The sequence below is a fragment of the Microbacterium sp. Bi128 genome, assembly GCF_918698205.1.
In genome coordinates, this window is sequence record NZ_CAKKMM010001272.1 from 1 (window position 1) to 1,468 (window position 1,468).

The window sequence follows — 1,468 nt, forward strand, 5'->3', positions numbered from 1 at the left end:
GCCGTAGGACATGGCAGTAGTGCCCTTGAAATACCCCGGACGATCGTAGATGGAGCGTGCCGGCTGGGCCTTGGCGACAATGCGGTGGAAGTTCTGGGTGTGCTGCTCGAAGGTCAGCCCGTCGCGGATGACCGGGGCGTCGACCGCCGCGCGCCACGAGACCTCGTCGATGCCGTACGAAGCGTCGTCTGCTGCGGCAAGCGCCTCGTGGGCGGAGTCCAGGAAGATGGAGCCTCCGCCGATTCCCGCTGCCAGGCTTCCGGGAAGCACCGCCAGGGCAAGTGCCCGGGCGCGATCCGGCTCGGCGCCCTTGCGTTGCAGCGTCAGGGCATAGGCGCGGGCAAGGTCAATAACCCGGCCCTGCTCCGGCTGGGCCGCGACGAGTCGAATCTGTTCGCCGTCGGGCGTTGCCACTGCTATACGTCCCAGTTTCATGGTTGCTCCTCAAAGTCTCTCATACGATACGTACAGTATCGCATCGGGTTTACGGAGTTGCAATAGACAACTTCGTGCGGGTGAAGCTCAGTTACCGATAGTGCCGGAAAGGGTGGCCCTCAGGAGTGGTTCGCCGTCGCAGAGCTCCTCCAGACCAATGTCCGGCGGGAGCATGCCCAGGCTTCGGCGAATCTCGGTCAGCAACTCCAGTCCGCAGCGATCCACCGTGAGCGTAAGGGCGCGCGTGCCCCAGGCCGCCGCGGCCGCCGCTTGGTAACCGCGGCGTTCAAGCAACTCGGCAATGGCCTGTCCGGCCTCTCCCCCGCACACCAGTGCGCGCAGGTAGCCTTCCAGTTCCTCGGATTCGAGAAGCTCGGCGCGGACCACCAGACCTTGGCCAGGCAATTCCGGCAGCAGGGCATTGACATCCACCACGCGCCGCATCCCGGCCTGTTCGGCCAGTTTGTCGAACGGTGGCCCGAGCAGGGCCGCGTCGACTTGGCCGCCGAGCAGCGCGTCCAGTCGTTCGCGCACGCCCCCGACCACCACGTAGTTGACCTCGACGCCGGCGTCGAGCAGCAGGCGCTTGGCGATGAGCGCGAAACCGTTGTCGGGGGCGTCCACCGCGAACCGGCACCCGGCCAGGTCCGCGAGGGAATCCGCGTCGCCGCGGGCATGGAGGCCCAGCGGCGTGGTCGCCTCGATCTGGGCAACCAGGCGCAGGTCGGCCCCTGCCCGGGTCCATTCGAACAGGTTGTCGATCGCCGTGACTACCATGTCCTGCTCCCCGGCAAGCAAGGCCCTCAGCTGTTCGGCGCTCGAGGTGGTCCGGGTGGGCAGCACCTCTGATCCTCGCAGGAATCCCAGCTCGTCCGCCAGCAGATAGGACACCGGCGGGACGAAATGGCTTTGGCGCAGGATCACGGGGCGGCCCCGCCGGCCGCGGCGACCGCGTCCGGGCGATCCACATACCAGGGCGGCAACTGCCCGCTGGGCCCACGGACCGTTGAACGCTGGGTACCGAGTTCGCCGA

General features: G+C 67.4%; 2 protein-coding genes. Both read right to left on the reverse strand.

What is annotated here, in order from left to right:
• On the reverse strand, positions 1-435 hold a 435-nt coding region (locus LQV45_RS31935; RefSeq protein ID WP_230011476.1), incomplete at its 3' end, for a hypothetical protein.
• A gap of 87 nt (positions 436-522) precedes the next feature.
• The gene (locus LQV45_RS31940) at positions 523-1,359 is read right to left on the reverse strand and encodes an ABC transporter substrate-binding protein (protein WP_230011479.1); all 837 of its coding nucleotides are present in this window, start codon (positions 1,357-1,359) and stop codon (positions 523-525) included.
• Between the last annotated feature and the right edge of the window lie 109 nt (positions 1,360-1,468).